A 13,142-nucleotide genomic window follows, 5' to 3' on the forward strand; every position below is an offset into this window, starting at 1 on the left:
GTCAGACTTCCTCGAGTTCGAGAGCGATCATCGCGTGGTTCGGGTGGGCGAGGTTGATGCCGAAACTTTTGTAGATCCCGAGGATCAGGACGGCCTCGAAATAGTCGCTCGCTGCGTCGTCCAGCCCCGACCAGAGCGCAGGCGTGGCGTTCAGGTCGCGGCGAAGGTCGCGGACCTTGTTCACGTCCGCCTTGGCGCATTGGACGCGGCAGTTGACCCTGGGGATCGACCGACGCTTGACGAGGATCGACTCACCGAAGGCGTCCCGGTCGATGCGGGAGAAGTTCAGTTCCTCGGTCTCGGCTTCGTATTGCGTCTCGCCCAGATAGACCGACGAACCGAGGATCAGGCCGCCGCAGGAGACCATGCCCGAAGTCCGGGCGATCGTGACGGTGATGATCGCGTTGGTGAACGGCGGAAGGTCGAACAGCCCGAGGCTGGGGGCCGTCGTGAAGGGCTCGAAAAAGTAGTCATACCAGGTCGTGACCTCGCGAGTGCGGAGGTCGCGCGTCGCGGAATACACCGACGAGCCGCCGGACGTGATCGAGATCGTCACGCTGTCCGCGACCAGGCCAACGAGGCCGATGCTGTCGACCCGAACGCCCGGTGTGACGACCACGGTCAGGGGCGACGCGCCGGTCGTGGCCGTGTTCCGCAACAGGTCGAACATCGCCCAGCGGTTCGTCGGCCCGACGTCCTGCCATTTGGTCGAGGACGCCGCGAGGGCGGGGTAGTTCCCGAGGTTCGACGCGATCAGGCTTTCGTAGATCCGGTTCAGCTTCGTCGTGGCCGTCTGGGTGCCGGACTGCGAACCCGTCGTGATGATCGGTGCGCCGCCGGGTGTCGCCGAGACCGTGAACGTCCCCGCTGCCGGGCGCAGGACGTAATAGATCACCCCCGCCGTCAGGCCCGTTGGCAGGGCTCCCGAGGTGGTGAACACGACCGGCGTTCCCTCGGGCTGGCCGTGCGTTGCCCACGACACCACGGCCGGCGAAGCGATGGTGATGGTCACCGTGGACGTCGGTGCGCCCAGAATGACCTGATCTCCGACCGCATACGACGTGCCGGCGTTATAGGCGGCCTCGCCGGGGCCGGGTTCCGCCGCCGTGCTGGAGGTCAACCGGGCCGGGGTGATTTCAAGCGGCGGAATCACCCTCATGCGGCTACCTGGGTCTGCATGGCTCGGCCGCCTTCGGTGACGTTGGTCAACGTCTTCTCCATCTTCGCGTTCGTGCGAACCATCTCGGCGACCTGGGCTCGCAAGGCCTTCAGTTCGGCGACCACGGCGGCGTTGTCGTTTGATCCCATCGCCCGGACGCCCAGGCCGTTCGGACCACGGGTCAGCGGCATGATCGCTTCCGGGCCGGCCTCGCCCATCAGCCCCATGTCGAACGTGGTCGGCTGACTGACGATGCCGTTCGAGAACATTCCGCCCTTGGCAAAGCCGGAGACCCGCTGCGCCTGCCCGTTGGCTTCCAGCAGGAAGCGGGCGGTCGTCTTGGTCTGGGCGTCCTGCTGGACAATCCACGACTGCCAGCCGCCGGAACCGAAGTCGCCCATGTAGCCGGTCGCGAAGGCGAGAAGCCTGTTGACCTCGGCGTTTTCCGGGGAGCCCCAGTTGCGGCCTTGATTGAACGACAGGCCCGGGTCCGTGTAACGCCCGGCCCCGACGCCTTCAATGTAGCGGAATGGATCGCTTGACGCGCCGGCCGCACCGCCCCCCCCAGGCACGGCCGCGACACCAGAAACAACCCCCGATCCCGCTGTCGGCACAGCCGCCATGGCAGAGCCAAGCGCATTGATGGCGTCCCGCACAGAGATGACGCTGCCGTTGACGGCCAGCAGCCCGGCGACTGACGAATCCAAGGCGTCAAGCTGCCTTTCGGCAATGCTGGCCTGACGCCCGGCCGTGGTCTCTGCGGCCTCAACGGCTGCCCTGACCTGGCCGAGGTTGCGCAGGTGCTCGAGGCTGGTCTTGCTGTAGCCCTTGGACTGTTCGAGGTAGGCCTCGGAGACGCCTTGAAGCTGGCCGAGGGCCTCCTCGTTGCCGATCCGGGCCAGTGCCGACGTGCGCTCGAAGTCGGCCTTGCTGACCGTGAACGATGTGCCGGTCGACAGACCTTCCAGACCCAGGTTGCGGCGGAACGCGCCGAGGGCATCCGAGAAGCCCCGGAAGCGGTCGATCGTCGTCTTGAGCGCCCCGGCTTCCCGCTCATAGGCTTGGGTCAGGACGCCGCGCGCATCCTCGACACGGGACAGGGCTTCCTGCCGGACCTGTTCAGCCGCGGCGGCTGCCAGACGCGAAGCCTCCGCGCCGGCCACGTTCGCAGCGTTCAGGTCGGTCTGGGCATAGATCAGCCGTTGAAGCGGGACGAGGCTGGCGTCGAGACCGCCGATCAGGTCCGCCCGGCGAGCGGCCTCGGCCCCGGCGGCATTGCCCGACAGGTCCATCAGGGTGATGTCCATTTCCCGACGCTGGCGCGCGATGCCGGCCATTCGGTCGGCGTGTTCCTGAGCCAGCCGGGCGGCTTCGTCAGCGGCGGCCCGCGCGGTTGCAGCGGCCTGTTCCTGAGCGGTGGCGAGAGCGGCGCTTGCGGCGGCAAGGTCGAGGGCGGCCCAGATCGAGTCTTGAAGCGGCCGCAGGGTCGCGTCCAGCGCCAGCCGTTCGTCGTGGCGGCGGGCCGTCAGAGCGCCGATGGTGTCGCCCTGGGCTTCCATCAGGGCAATCTCCAGCGACCGGCGCTGGCGGCTGAGGTCGATGGCGTCCGCAACCTCGGTCACGACGCCCGTGAGTTCGTCGTTATAGGAGATGACCCGGTCCAGCGCGGGCGCGAGGTTCATCAGGCTGGCGAACATCGCCGCGCCGGCCGCCGTCGAGACGTCCAGACCCAGCACCAAATCGGCGAACCCGGTGCGGGTGATGTCGGACGCGACGCCAAGCCGGGCGAGTTCGGCCGTGACCGCCGCCTGAACGGGGGCGATTCGTTGGGCATCACTCAAGAAGTTTTCCGCGAAGAACGAGGCGCTCTCGGTGAAGGCCTCCAGCCCGCCGGACAGCCGAACCAGCCGGTCGCGGGCCTCGATGCTGGCCAGACCCACGGCTCCGAACGTCAGGCCGATGCTGGCGAGCGTGGTGTCGATCACCTTGTATTCGGTGGAGAGGCGCGACAGGGTCTCGAACAGCCCTTCCCCGGCCCGCTGGAAGGCGCTGAGGCCCGGCAGGATCGAGGCGGCCATGTCGTCGCCCACGGCACTGAACACGGCCGACAGGGTCTCGCTGATCTCGGAGTTCGACAGGCCCTCGAACGAGATGCGGCCGATGTTCACCTGGAAGGCGTCGAGGATCGCCTCAGCCCCGGTCACGCCGATCTCGGAGGCCGCCGTCAGGACGCCATCGCGGAGGCTGGACAGGAGCCGGGTCAGTTCGGTCGAGAGGCCAGAGCCGAGGCCCGAGGTCGTCTCGTTGTTCCGGGTCCGGGTCGAAGCTCCGATGCCGAAGAAGCCGTTGTTCGTCGAGGTGGTCTGCGTGATCTGGTAGAGGCCGCCGCTCACCCCTTGCGCGATCAGGTCCGCGAGCGATCCGCCCGACAGGTTGATGCCCTGATCCGCCAGGGTGGTGTTCCGCGTCGTCGCCCCGATCCCAAGGAACCCGCCGGAGGTCGTGGCGCCGAGGCCGAGGCTGGACGCATTGAGCCCGCCGCCGACGCCGGTCTGGCGCGCAATGGCCGTGGTGACCGAGCCGATGTTGTCCTGAATGGACCGCAGCGAAGAGACCATCTTGCTGCTGAACTCAAGGTCGCGGTTGTAGTATTTCTCGGCCATGTCGAGGCTGTTGCCGAGGCTCTGGCTCTGACCGCCCGCATCCCCGAGGACCGTTCCCGTGCCGGTGTTCGTGGTCGGGAGGGTCGGGGCCGACACTGAGCCGCCCTTGCCACCCAGCCCGCCCAGAACGGCCAGCATCGCGCCGACGACCGGGAAGGCCCACATTCCCAGCTGCGAGAACATTTTGGCCCCGCCGGCAGCGGTATCCGCCGCACCCTTGACCCCGGCCTGTGCGACCGATTGCGAGGTCTCCATCCAGCCTTGGGCAATGGCCGCCGCCGACGACGCCAGTTCGAAGGCCCGGAAGCCCATCTCGACGCCTTGCAGGATTTTGTAGCCGGCGGACTTCTCGTCGAAGAACTCCTTCGCGGATCCGGCCATGTCGCCATAGGCCTGAACCTCAAGGAGCGCGGCCTTCTTCGTGGCCTTGGCTCGCGCCTCCTCGCTCTTGCCCGCGTTGGCGAACAGTTCAGCGACCTCGGTGCGATAGCCGGTCATGGTCGAAACGATGTCGCCGATGGCCTGGCCGGAGCGGCCGAACGTGCGCGACAGGGATTGGCCGAGGCCTTGGGCGATCTCGTCGATCTCCCGCATCTTGTCCGCTACCTGCTGGAGCGGGCCGATGATGTTGTCGGGCTGCCGGTAGGGGGTCTCGGTGATGTTCAGCGGCTTGGGCTCGTCGAACACCTCGGTCAGCATCCGCTGGCGGGCGATCAGGGCCTCTGTCGCGGTGATCAAGGCGTTGGCCAGGACGATCTCGTCTTGCAGCCAGCCGTTGGCGGCGAGGGCCTGAACCTGCTGCGTGGTGCGGTAGCGCAGAAGCGCCTCATCGGTCATGCCGAAGGTCGCGGCCTCCTCGTTCAGGCTGTCGATCATCGACTGCGAGGCTTTGACGGCTTCGTCGTAGGCGCTGGTCTGGGCACGGGTCGCCGCTGTCGCTGCTGCCCGGGCGGGAACGGCCCGCGTGTCGGCTGCCGTCACTGAATCGGCCATCGCCGCGCTACGGGCCAGCGCCACGTTCAGGTCGCGGGTCGCTGCTGTCGTCGCCGCCGTCTCAATGTTCAGGTCGCGGGTTGCCTCCGCGATCCTCTCGCGTGAGATGCGGCCGCCCTCATCATTGGCCACGGCATCGGACAACCTCGCTTGGGCCTGGCGAAGGCCAAGCAGCGCCAGCTTGTTCGCGGTGTATTCCGTCTCAATGCCGAGTGCGGTCATCTGACGGGTGAGCCGTTCAGCCGCCGACATGGATTCGATCATGCCCGCCGCCGCGCCGCGCGCGTTACCGTCCAGATTGCCGTTGGCGTTGGCCGCCGCTTCGGCTTGGGCCCGCAACTCAAGATACCGCTGCCCGCCCGCGCCGGCCGCCGCCGCTGCCGCATTCATGGCGTCCTCGGCCTTGCGCCCCTCCTGGTCGAGAAGGCTCCAGCCGGTCGCCAGCAGGCCGACGGCGGTAATGGCGAGCCCGATGGGGCCGAGAGCGAACCGGATGGCCGTTCCGAGTGCAGTCGTGGCCACCGTTGCGACCGTCGCCGCAGGCCCGACCATTGCGACCGACAGGGCAAGGGCTCGGAATGTAGTCGAGGCCAGAACCGCCGGGACGATCATGGCATAGAGCGAGCGGGTCATAACGACCCCGGCCGTAATCGCGACCGCCTTCATGGCGATGTCCAGAGCGAGGGCCGGGCGCTCGGCACCGGTCAACAGGTCGGCGAGATAGGTCAGCGCCGGGTTCATCTCGTCCGCGACCGCCGCGCCGAAGCCGATGGCGTTGGCCGTGAGGGTGGCGAAGATCCGCGAGACCTGAAACGCCGAGCCGCCAGCCACCTTGGCGAAGGCCTCGTCGGTTGCGCCGGCCTTGGTCGCCATGTCGCCGAGGATGACGTTGAAGTCCTCGCCCGCCTGCCCGCTGAGGGCCAGCACAGGGACCAGCGCCTCTACGCCGCCGAAGAGTTCCGCAAGGGCTTCGGTGTTCCCGCCGGTTTTCGTGGTCAGGTCGGCGAGGAAGCCGGACAGTCCCTTGGCCTCCAGTGCGCTTGCGTTGAACGCAATACCCAGGGACGCCGCGCGCTTGGCTGCTTCCTCCGATGGGCTGGCGACGGCGGCGAGAATGGCCCGCAGGCCGGTAACAGCAACGCTCGTCTCGACACCGCCCTTGGTCAGGGCAGAAGTCGCCGCGGCCAACTCGTCGAACGAAACACCGACCTGAGCAGCGAGAGGCGACACAGCGCCCATACTCGACGACAGTTCGGCGATGGTCGTCTTGCCGCTCTTCATGGCGACGAAGAGCGCGTCAGAGACCGCCGAAGCGCCCTCGACCTTGTCGCCATAGGCGTTGAGGATCGAGGTCAGGCCGTCCGCCGCGACGGAGACGCTCGTGACCCCACCGACAGCGAGCTTGTTCGCCGCCGTCAGGGTGTCGATCGCCTCCGCAGCCGTGGAAGCGCCGGCCGAGATGATCTGATAGAGCGCCTTGGTCTGTTCGATGGGGGTCGAACTGAAGGCCCCCGCCTGCTGGATCGCAGCGGCCGAAAGCTGGTCCATGCTGACCTTGGTGGTGTCGATCAACGTCGAGATTTCGTCGAGGCTGGCGCTGTATTGCAGCGTCGCCCTTTGAAGCTGGGCGAACGCCGCCGTGGCCGCCGCCAGGCCAAGGGCGCCGATCGCAAGACCGAGTCTGCCGGCCGCCAGAACCGCGCGGTCGAGGTCCGCCCCCATCTGGGCAGTGGCGGACCCGGCCCGGCGGCTCGACCCGCCAAGCGCGTCCGTGGCCCTCTCTGCCCGGCCGGAGGACGCCGCCAGCTTTTCGAGGGAGTTCGCCGCCGGGTCGGCAGACTTGGCGTTGACCTCAATCGCGAGGGAGGCGAGCGTTTCTGACATATCTCAGCCTCCCGCATCGGGCGCAGAAAAGTGCGCCGTTTATTGTTGACTACTGGTCAGGTCAGGCGCAATAATGTGCGCATCATCTATCGGATCAGGAGCGAATGCCGAGACCAGAAACGAACCGCCGCCGCATCGTTGACCGCCTCAACCAAGAGGGATGGATCAACGAAGGTGGAAAGGAGCACGACATCTACCGCCACTCGACAATACCGGCGGTGATCTCAGTTCCCAGACACCGAGAACTATCACCGGGCGTCGCCCGACAGATCGGAAGGACGGCGGGGTGGTAAGCCCCGCCGCTACCGGCAGCGGATCGAAACAGACAGTCTGGCAGAGCGTCGGATCATTCGTATTGGACAAGAAATCTATGCATTACATCGCGCTGATCGACGGCAAGGCCGGAGCCTATGGCGTCGTCGTTCCCGATCTTCCCGGCTGCACCGCTATGGGCCGCACCCTCGCCGAGGCGCGAGTCAACGCCATGGACTCCATTCGTCACTGGATCGAGGTTACCCGGGCGGCTGGGCGCGAGGTGCCCAAAGCGCGGTCTATCGACGAGCTGAACGCTGATCCCGTTTTCATCGAGGACCGTGCCGACAGTTTGATGGTCACCGAGATCGTGGCTGTCGAGAAGTTAGGGCGGGCGGTGAAGGCCAACCTTTCGCTCGACTCTGGAGTTCTGGCAGCGATCGACGAGACGGCCGGCAAACTTGGGATCACCCGTTCTGCCTTGGTTGAACGGATGGCCCAGGAGCGGCTTCCCGAATACGCCTAGGCCTTCTTGGTCTCGGCGATGATCGTGAGGTGCAGGGCGTCCAGCGCCATGATTGCCCGCCGTTCCCAGCGTTCGAGGCGGATGCCTTCGTCGTGTTCCCATGCCTGGATTTCCAGGCGGGTCAGACGGTTCGGCCCCATCCCGTAGGAGCGGGTCGAGGCAAGGTCGACGTAGTCGTCCCAGAGATGAGCAATGCTCGGCTCTAGCGGCGGGGGGTTGTCCAGCCGCCACCTGTCCTCGACGTCTCCCTGTCGGGCCGAGCTTTCGAGGTGGACGCGGAGCGGTGCGCCGTCTTCTTGCACCGCTCCGAGTTCAAACTGTTCCCGCGCGAAGGCGATCAGGCCTTCGGCGAGGTCTTCAAAAAATGGGCGCGTTCGCCGATGAACTCGTCCACCTGATCCCGAAGCCAGCGAACGCCCGGATTGCCGTAAAGGCTCGCCGCCGCCTCGGTCGAGAACGGAGCGGGCTTTTCGTCCGTCCCGCCCGACTCCAGCCACGCGGCCGGAATGCCCGACCATGCCGTGGTGCAGGCCGCCAATGCGGCTTCGGCAGCGCGGTCTTCGTCGGCCGGCGAGTAGGGCTGGCGCTTCATGACCGCGTCGCGCTGGACCTTGCGGTTCCGCCGCTCGGCGCGGTTGAACTCTTCGCTGTCACGGCCGAGGAGCGTGATGGTGACCGGGGTTCCGTCCGCCTGTTTCAAGGGGGTGCGGTCGGTGGGGTGAAGGACGGTCAGGACGGCCCCGGCGTTGGCGGCAGAGGCGGTGTTGAGGCTTGCGAGGTTCATGGTTCAGGCTTTCGGAAAAAGCGGCGGGAGCGACCCGGCCGTAGAGTTTCGGGGGAGGAGAGAGGGGCGGGGCGGCCTGCGTGGACCGCCCCGTCAGGTTCAGGCGGCTTGCGAGTCCTGGATGGACACGATGGTCGCGTGGCTTGCCACCGCCGCACCGCCGGAGCCGTAGTATTGGGCGGTGAAGTTGTAGGAGCGAACGATCTCGGTCTCGCCGTCGTTGGCCTCGTCGGAGAACAGCTTCACGGCCGGCATCACGAAGGTCATGAAGTCCGACGTGCCCGTGGTGTTGTTCGCCACGACGAGGATCAGCACGACCGGCGTCTGGGCGAGGCGGATGGCCTGCAGGGTCGAGCCCGAGAACTTCGCCGTGAGGGTGCCGGAGACCATGACGCGCCCGACCTGGTGGTCAGAGCGGGTGCTGGACCCGACCTCGGCCTCGCCGGGGGTGATGGTGCCGTTGATGGTCAGGTTGGCGCCCGTGACCGGGGTCACGACGCCGTTGACGATCACCTTGCCCTGAACAGCCGTGAGAACTTCCGTCGCGCTTTCGGCGGTTGCGGAGGTCAGGACTTCGGCAGTGCCGTCCGTCCGGCCGAGGCCCGGCAGATCGAAGTTCACCGTTGCGTTGCCGGTGGCCGGCAGGGTCAGGGCGGCCGAGGCCACCTTGACGTCGGTGTAGAGTTCCGAGATCGCGACGTCGGGGAACCACTTCTCGACCGAGAAATAATCGTTCGTGTGGCCCGTGGTCGGCACCCACGACTTCTTGCCGACGACGGTGACGGTGTTGCCGGCGATGGGGCCTTCGGCGACCAGGGCGACGCCGTTGAGCGGCAGAACCTTGGCGGCGGTGGCGGAGGTGATCTCCGTCACGATCAGGTTCTTGGCGAGGTTGGCGGCGTTCATCGACCCGACCGAAATGCGGATGATGTCGCCGACCTTCAGGCCGTCCGAGAGCCACGAACCGGCGCCCCGGGTCAGGGGATAGATGCCCGAGGACGCTGCACCGATCGTCAGGCCCACCGAGGTCATTGCCGTGGTCGCGGCGAAGTCCTTACGCAGCAGTGCGGCCAGTTCCAGCGAGTAGGTGCCGGGGGACAGTTCGCAGTTCAGGGCGCCCGTGGTGGCGCTGACGCCCTCGGTGGCCCCGGTGGACTGCTGGTGCGAGGCGATTTCCGCCGACGTGTAGGTGTCCGACACCTTGTTGAAGGTGGCGGTGACGCGGCGGACGAGTTGGCTGCCGGACGAACCCGGAACGGCGAGGCCGGACTGTTTCACGCGCTTGATCTTGGTCTTGATACCCTGGGCGACTGCCATGGTCTTGATCTCCGATTTCTGGGGGGTTGCAGGCGGGGGACAGCCGGAGACCGGCGGTCATGACTGACGAAGGGCCGTCAGAGCTGGATTTGGGCGCGAAACTGGACGCGCACCGGGATGCAGAACCGGTCACCGTCCACGAAGCCCGGCATGATTTCCGGGGTCCGCATGATGGTGGTGGTCACGCCGCCGGACGCGAAGGTCTGGCCGCGGCGGAAGGTGGTGCGGATCAGTTCGGCCCGCGTGGTTGCGGCTCCCGGCCCGACGTTGAGCGGGTAGCAGAGCGTCACCTGCATGAACCCGACCTCGTCATAGGACGGGCTGTTCTCGGTGTTCTCCGGGGTGCCGAAGAGGACGTTGACCCGCTGATAGGCGGTGCCGGCCGTAGGGGTGAAGGCGACGTTTTCGTATGCCGTCGAGACCGGGGGCGGCATCGCCGCAAGGGCGGTCTCGAGGGCGGCGCGCACGCTGACCGAGCTCATCCGGCAACCTCCGCAACGGCGTTCCGCATGAAGTCGTTGAACTTGAGGACCGTGAGCCCGACCATCCCGGACGGAGCCTGTTTCGAGTGGCCGGTCTCGAGGCGGTAGGCGTATGGCAGATTGTTGGTGATGAAGTGGACCTGACCCATGCCGGCGGCTGAAACGTCGGGTGATGCGGGTGCCGACGAGGGGCTTTCGGTCGTGCCGTTGACCGCGACCGTTCCTCGGGCCGGGCTCATCTCGCTGTAGATCCAGTTTGCCCGGAAGCGGCCGGTGTCGACCGGCGAGCGCATGATCAGTTCACCGAACACATCAACGAGCACCTTCCTGACGACCAGATCGGCGTTGTCCTTGGCCTTCTCGGCAAAGGCGCGGATCTGGAGTTCGAACGGCCCCATCAGGTCCGCCGAAGCTGGAGGGTGTAGATCAGCGCCGTCCCGCCGGGCGACAGGGGCTCAACGGCCTTCACCGTCCAGACCGAGCCGTCCGCGAAGGTGATCGTGCCCTCAACGGCCGGCGCCGTGACGGCACTTCCCGCAACGGTCTGAACCGACAGGATCAGTTTCTTGTCGCCCATCAGGATCAGGGCGCCGTCGATCGATCGTGCGGAGTAGGCTTCCTCGACGCCGAGGCAGTTCTGCGTCGTAACGGTCGGGGATCCGGAGGTTCCGGTCGCGGTGCCGTAGTCGCCCGGGACCGAATGGGTCAGGGTCACGGCCTGTCCGAGCTCTGCGATCAGTTCTGCAGCCGTCCCGGCCATGTCGGCGTAGAAGGTCAATGCAGCGTCCTTCCCCGATGGCCCAGCACGACGAACCCGTCGTCGGTGATTTCGAGAAGCACCAGATCGCCGAAGGTGACGGGCATCAGATGGCCGGTCGGCAGTTCGACCGTTCCATCCGGGGCTTCCCAGACGAACCATTCGGTCACGCCCGGACGATCCTGAGACCGCCGCCCGCCTTCAGCACGGGGGCCAAAAGCCGGTCGATGGCGCGATAGGTCTTCGTGGCGCGGGAATAGTCCTGATAGGTGATCGACACCGGCCCAACGGTCTTGGACGCGACGGCCTGGCCCTCGTCGGGGATCAGCGGCGAACCAGCGCGGGTGGCGGCCTCGATGTTGGCGCTAACCACGACGGCCGGGACCGTGTTGTTCGGATAGTAGGAGACCGAAATGCCGGTGCCTGGTCCGTCGCGCATCGGCATCAAGTCGCGGGGGAAGTCGACGCCTTGGGTGGTCGAGACCCGCTGCCCCGCCCAAGCCTCGCGATAGGTCGCCGTCAGATAGTCCCAGCCGAGGCGGAGGCGCTGTTCGATCTGGGCATCCGACAGGGCGGAATAGGAGATGCCCCGGGCGTCGCAATAAGCCTTGTAGGCGGCGACGGAGGCACAGACCTCGCTGCTTGCCGCGCCCGAGCCGGTTTCGACGACCAGGGCCACGTCTTAGGCGTCCAGCGCGGCGGCGATCTTCGCGGCCTTGGCGGCAGGGCCGTCAGCCGGGTCGATCTCGATGCCGAGGTTTTCGCAGTCGGCGTTCAGTTCACGGATCGACTTGCCGCCCGCATCCTGGTGGGGAGCGTCAAGCAGTTCGTCGACGGCGGCCTGGAGCTTCTCAACGCCCGCCTTGTGGTGGAACGAGCCGCCCAGCGCCGTGATCTTGGCGCGGAGGAAGTCGGCCTCGTCGGTCGGTGCGCTTTCGGCGCGGGCCCAGCCGTTTGCTTCCCATGCCTCGACGTTGTCGGGGTGGACGTTGGCGTTGTGGCTGTCGGGGTGTGCGTCCGCATCGCGGATCATGGCGATCAGCTTCATCGGGTGTTCTCGCTGTCAGAGGAAAGGGTGAAGGCCCAGAGCCGAAGCCCCGGGCCTCCGGTCGATCAGCCCAGGCCGACGGCGATGAACTCGCTGTTGACGGCTTGGAAGCCCCAGGCCAGGTGCAGTTCCCAGCTGGTCTGGCCATACTGGTCGAGTTGGGCCAGCAGGTAGGTCATGCCCTTCTCATCCGAGACGAGCATCTTCTGGATCGTGGCGTTCTCCGGGAAGATCGGCGGACGCATGATGCCAACGACGGCGTTACGCTCGAAGGCAAGCGACGGGGTGAAGTCGTTCCCGATCGTGATGGCGTCGTTGTCGGCTTCCGCGACCCGGAGACCGGGAGCGCCGAAGTTGAACACGTTCGCGGCCAGCGTGGTGTTGGCGACGTACTTGTGCGCGCTCGTTCCGGCGATGGTCACGATGTCACCGGCCAGCAGGGTGCCGGAGCCGGTGTCGACGGTCGCGGTCGTTGCGCCGACGGCCAGCGCACCGTTCAACAGGTAGCTGGTGCCGGTGCCCTTGGTGACGGTCGAGATGCCCGCCGACTCGCGGATGGCGAAGCCCATCTGCGGCAGGAAGCGACCCGAGCGACGCTCTTCCTCGGAGCCCGCCTGATAGGCGTTCTGCAGCACACCGAGGTTGCGGAGGTTCAGACCCGCGTTGGTGTCGCAGACGTACTGGAGGTCCGCCAGCGGGGCGCCGTTGTCCTGCAGGATCTTGCGCAGGTTCGTCAGCATCGACAGGTCCGACGCGAACGGGGTCGTGCCGGCCGTGCCGAAAGCGCGAGAAGCGCCCCGGCGGATGGCCGCGACGCAATCGACCTCGGCCTCGTTTCGCAGGGTGCGCATGCCCTGGGCCAAAAGCTGACGGATCCAATCCTGATCGGTCGTTCCGTTCTGAAGCGACCGAAGCTGCTCGCCGGTGAGGTTCCACGAAACCTTGCGGCTCTTGGTGATTTCGACCTCGATGTTCGAAGCGGTTGCGTCCGTGCCTTCCGGGTTGGTCGCTCCGGGCGTGAAGTCGGCTCCGGCGCGGGTCGGCGCGACGGGGACACGGACCTTGTCGCCCTTGGCCACGCCCTTGTCGTCGAAGGACATGTTGATGGCGCCGATCGCGGCGGTGGGTTCGGCGGCGACTTCCTTCGCGGCGCTGTAGGCGACCGGCTGGAGGGCGGTGAGAGTGTTAGCCATGGCTGTGAAGCCCTTTCAGGATGGGGAGGGGAAAAGAGGATGTCTGGGGTTCGGAGGGACGGCTGACCTGCCGCTGTAGGGAGC

The 13,142-nt window shown here is 66.7% G+C and carries 14 protein-coding genes; 2 read left to right on the forward strand and 12 right to left on the reverse strand.

Going from position 1 to position 13,142, the window contains the following annotated elements; genetic code table 11:
• Window position 1: 1 nt before the first annotated feature.
• Window positions 2–1,159: a hypothetical protein gene (locus ACW18A_RS05685; protein ID WP_492023829.1), complete on the reverse strand. Its 1,158-nt coding sequence runs from the start codon at window positions 1,157–1,159 to the stop codon at window positions 2–4.
• Window positions 1,156–6,699 (reverse strand): phage tail tape measure protein, encoded by a 5,544-nt coding sequence (locus tag ACW18A_RS05690; RefSeq protein ID WP_492023830.1) that lies wholly within the window; start codon window positions 6,697–6,699, stop codon window positions 1,156–1,158. The genes ACW18A_RS05685 and ACW18A_RS05690 overlap by 4 nt, the downstream gene beginning before the upstream one ends.
• A gap of 104 nt (window positions 6,700–6,803) precedes the next feature.
• On the opposite strand from ACW18A_RS05690, the gene ACW18A_RS05695 reads away from it, so the two are divergent.
• The gene (locus ACW18A_RS05695; protein WP_492023831.1) at window positions 6,804–6,992 is read left to right on the forward strand and encodes a type II toxin-antitoxin system HicA family toxin; all 189 of its coding nucleotides are present in this window, start codon (window positions 6,804–6,806) and stop codon (window positions 6,990–6,992) included.
• A gap of 77 nt (window positions 6,993–7,069) precedes the next feature.
• Window positions 7,070–7,477 (forward strand): type II toxin-antitoxin system HicB family antitoxin, encoded by a 408-nt coding sequence (locus ACW18A_RS05700; RefSeq protein WP_492023832.1) that lies wholly within the window; start codon window positions 7,070–7,072, stop codon window positions 7,475–7,477.
• On the opposite strand, the gene ACW18A_RS05705 is transcribed toward ACW18A_RS05700, so the two are convergent.
• The 10 genes from ACW18A_RS05705 to ACW18A_RS05750 form a co-directional block, all read right to left on the reverse strand.
• Complete coding sequence (locus ACW18A_RS05705; RefSeq protein ID WP_492023833.1) at window positions 7,474–7,779, reverse strand: phage tail assembly chaperone; 306 nt, start codon at window positions 7,777–7,779, stop codon at window positions 7,474–7,476. The two genes, ACW18A_RS05700 and ACW18A_RS05705, sit on opposite strands and share 4 nt — an antisense overlap.
• 35 nt (window positions 7,780–7,814) lie before the next feature.
• Window positions 7,815–8,261: a hypothetical protein gene (locus ACW18A_RS05710; RefSeq protein ID WP_492023834.1), complete on the reverse strand. Its 447-nt coding sequence runs from the start codon at window positions 8,259–8,261 to the stop codon at window positions 7,815–7,817.
• A 99-nt stretch (window positions 8,262–8,360) separates the two neighbouring features.
• Window positions 8,361–9,578 (reverse strand): phage tail tube protein, encoded by a 1,218-nt coding sequence (locus tag ACW18A_RS05715; protein WP_492023835.1) that lies wholly within the window; start codon window positions 9,576–9,578, stop codon window positions 8,361–8,363.
• A gap of 77 nt (window positions 9,579–9,655) precedes the next feature.
• Window positions 9,656–10,060, reverse strand: coding sequence for a phage tail terminator-like protein (locus ACW18A_RS05720; RefSeq protein WP_492023836.1), 405 nt, complete (start codon window positions 10,058–10,060; stop codon window positions 9,656–9,658).
• On the reverse strand, window positions 10,057–10,458 hold the full coding sequence (locus tag ACW18A_RS05725) for a hypothetical protein (protein ID WP_492023837.1): 402 nt from the start codon (window positions 10,456–10,458) through the stop codon (window positions 10,057–10,059). Before ACW18A_RS05725 ends, ACW18A_RS05720 begins: the two co-directional genes overlap by 4 nt.
• Window positions 10,458–10,838, reverse strand: a complete 381-nt coding sequence (locus ACW18A_RS05730; protein WP_492023838.1) for a hypothetical protein — start codon at window positions 10,836–10,838, stop codon at window positions 10,458–10,460. Before ACW18A_RS05730 ends, ACW18A_RS05725 begins: the two co-directional genes overlap by 1 nt.
• Window positions 10,835–10,987 (reverse strand): hypothetical protein, encoded by a 153-nt coding sequence (locus ACW18A_RS05735; RefSeq protein WP_492023839.1) that lies wholly within the window; start codon window positions 10,985–10,987, stop codon window positions 10,835–10,837. The genes ACW18A_RS05730 and ACW18A_RS05735 overlap by 4 nt, the downstream gene beginning before the upstream one ends.
• A complete protein-coding gene (locus ACW18A_RS05740) occupies window positions 10,984–11,496 on the reverse strand; it encodes a DnaT-like ssDNA-binding protein (RefSeq protein ID WP_492023840.1) in 513 nt (170 codons plus the stop codon). The genes ACW18A_RS05735 and ACW18A_RS05740 overlap by 4 nt, the downstream gene beginning before the upstream one ends.
• 3 nt (window positions 11,497–11,499) lie before the next feature.
• Complete coding sequence (locus ACW18A_RS05745; protein WP_492023841.1) at window positions 11,500–11,865, reverse strand: hypothetical protein; 366 nt, start codon at window positions 11,863–11,865, stop codon at window positions 11,500–11,502.
• A 65-nt stretch (window positions 11,866–11,930) separates the two neighbouring features.
• Window positions 11,931–13,058, reverse strand: a complete 1,128-nt coding sequence (locus ACW18A_RS05750; RefSeq protein WP_492023842.1) for a major capsid protein — start codon at window positions 13,056–13,058, stop codon at window positions 11,931–11,933.
• Window positions 13,059–13,142 lie beyond the last annotated feature (84 nt).

The organism is Brevundimonas sp. AVps5 (assembly GCF_058681515.1).

Bases quoted from the DNA above. Each gene is read 5' to 3' on its own strand.
- ACW18A_RS05700 (WP_492023832.1), top strand. From the start codon at position 7,070: ATGCATTACATCGCGCTGATCGACGGCAAGGCCGGAGCCTATGGCGTC.
- ACW18A_RS05725 (WP_492023837.1), bottom strand. From the start codon at position 10,458: ATGGGGCCGTTCGAACTCCAGATCCGCGCCTTTGCCGAGAAGGCCAAG.
- ACW18A_RS05720 (WP_492023836.1), bottom strand. From the start codon at position 10,060: ATGAGCTCGGTCAGCGTGCGCGCCGCCCTCGAGACCGCCCTTGCGGCG.
- ACW18A_RS05690 (WP_492023830.1), bottom strand. From the start codon at position 6,699: ATGTCAGAAACGCTCGCCTCCCTCGCGATTGAGGTCAACGCCAAGTCT.
- ACW18A_RS05745 (WP_492023841.1), bottom strand. From the start codon at position 11,865: ATGAAGCTGATCGCCATGATCCGCGATGCGGACGCACACCCCGACAGC.
- ACW18A_RS05685 (WP_492023829.1), bottom strand. From the start codon at position 1,159: ATGAGGGTGATTCCGCCGCTTGAAATCACCCCGGCCCGGTTGACCTCC.
- ACW18A_RS05710 (WP_492023834.1), bottom strand. From the start codon at position 8,261: ATGAACCTCGCAAGCCTCAACACCGCCTCTGCCGCCAACGCCGGGGCC.
- ACW18A_RS05715 (WP_492023835.1), bottom strand. From the start codon at position 9,578: ATGGCAGTCGCCCAGGGTATCAAGACCAAGATCAAGCGCGTGAAACAG.
- ACW18A_RS05750 (WP_492023842.1), bottom strand. From the start codon at position 13,058: ATGGCTAACACTCTCACCGCCCTCCAGCCGGTCGCCTACAGCGCCGCG.
- ACW18A_RS05695 (WP_492023831.1), top strand. From the start codon at position 6,804: ATGCCGAGACCAGAAACGAACCGCCGCCGCATCGTTGACCGCCTCAAC.